General features: G+C 40.3%; 1 protein-coding gene. It reads left to right on the top strand.

Features of this window, described 5'->3' with window-relative positions; all coding sequences use genetic code 11:
• Positions 1-52 precede the first annotated feature (52 nt).
• A protein-coding gene (locus I6F50_RS20085; RefSeq protein WP_197177145.1) for an IS3 family transposase occupies positions 53-1599 on the top strand; the annotation gives its coding sequence in 2 pieces (ribosomal slippage) (positions 53-512 and positions 512-1599; 1548 coding nt in all).
• The last annotated feature ends 38 nt before the right edge of the window (positions 1600-1637 follow it).

Below are 1637 nucleotides of genomic sequence, written 5' to 3'. Positions count from 1 at the left end.
CCCCCTGTGTCAGGATAGTTGTCGCCTCTAACTTTTAATAGAGGCAGATAAAATGAGACGTCGATTTACACAAGAATTTAAAGTTCAAGCTGTTGAAAAAGCATTATCTCAATGTGATGATGTTCGCCTAGAAGATATTGCGCTTGATTTAGGCATCGGTTATTCAACCTTGCAACGATGGATCGCGCTTGCTAAAAACCATGAACTTGAAACTAAAAATAATGGTAGTCACATGACAACAGAAAAACGCCCTCATGACTGGAGCTTAGAAGAAAGGCTTAACGCCATTATTGAATGTGCGAGTTTAGATGAAGCAGCTCTTAATGAATATTGCCGTGCTAAGGGACTTTACCCGCATCATATTAAACAATGGAAGCAAGATTTTGCTAAAGGGCCTTCAACGACGCCCGTAAAATCAGACAGTAAACAGCTCAAACAAGAAATTAAGCAGCTTCAAAAAGAGCTTAATCGTAAAGACAAAGCGTTAGCAGAAACAGCCGCCTTACTCGTACTCAAAAAAAAAGCAGATGCGCTTTGGGGTTTCAACGAGGACGATTAACCAGCTCAACTGAACGTCATGAACTGATAGAGCTCATTACCGACGCGCAGAAATCAGGGGCAAGGCAAGAAAAAGCATGTGAGTTACTTGGTCTAACGGCAAGAACAATTCAACGCTGGATTGAAGCTGATGATATGACAGATAAGCGAACAAGTACGATAAAGCGACCACCTAACAGGCTAACTGAATTAGAGCAACAGCGTATAATTAAGACTGTTAATTCAATAGAATATGGACATTTACCACCCAGTAAGATAGTCCCTAAACTATTGGATAAAGGTGTGTGGATAGCATCAGAAAGCTCGTTTTATCGCGTTATGAAATCGCATAAATTATTAACACACAGAGAAAAAGTTAAACCAAATAAAAAGATAAAAAAGCCAAAAGCGCTCAAGGCAATACGTGTAAACGAAATTTATACATGGGATATCACGTATTTGCCAACAGCTGTTAAAGGTCAGTTTTTATACTTATATTTAGTGATGGATATTTATAGTCGAAGAATAGTTGGTTGGCAGGTTCATGACACACAACTAAGCACACTGGCGGCTGATTTAATGGTAGATATTTGCAGGCGAGAGCAGGTAAAGCCTGAGCAAGTCACGTTGCACTCGGATAATGGCAGTCCAATGAAAGGGGCAACGTTATTAGCGACATTGCAGGAGTTAGGTATTGTTCCTTCATTTAGCCGACCGTCTGTGAGTAATGATAATCCTTATTCTGAATCGCTATTTAAGACGTTAAAGTATCGCCCGGAATACCCTGAGAAAGCCTTTGAAAGCATGGGTAGCGCAAGAAAGTGGGTTAGCGGATTTGTTGATTGGTACAACGATGAGCACTTGCACAGCGGTATTAAATTTGTCACGCCAAACCAGCGTCATTTAGGATTAGATGAAGCGATACTAGCGAAACGTCATCAGGTAAATGAGATGGCGAAATTACAGAATCCAAGTCGTTGGTCAGGAAAGTCTCGAGATTGGACGATGATCAATGAAGTAAATTTAAATCCAGAGAAAAAAGAAGCAATGCGGGCGGCATAAAATTTAATTTGATGCGACAACTAACTTGAAAAACTCCG

Source organism: Pseudoalteromonas sp. NZS127_1 (assembly GCF_015864295.1).
GTDB lineage: Bacteria > Pseudomonadota > Gammaproteobacteria > Enterobacterales > Alteromonadaceae > Pseudoalteromonas > Pseudoalteromonas arctica.
This window is presented reverse-complemented; position numbering and strand designations above follow the sequence as displayed.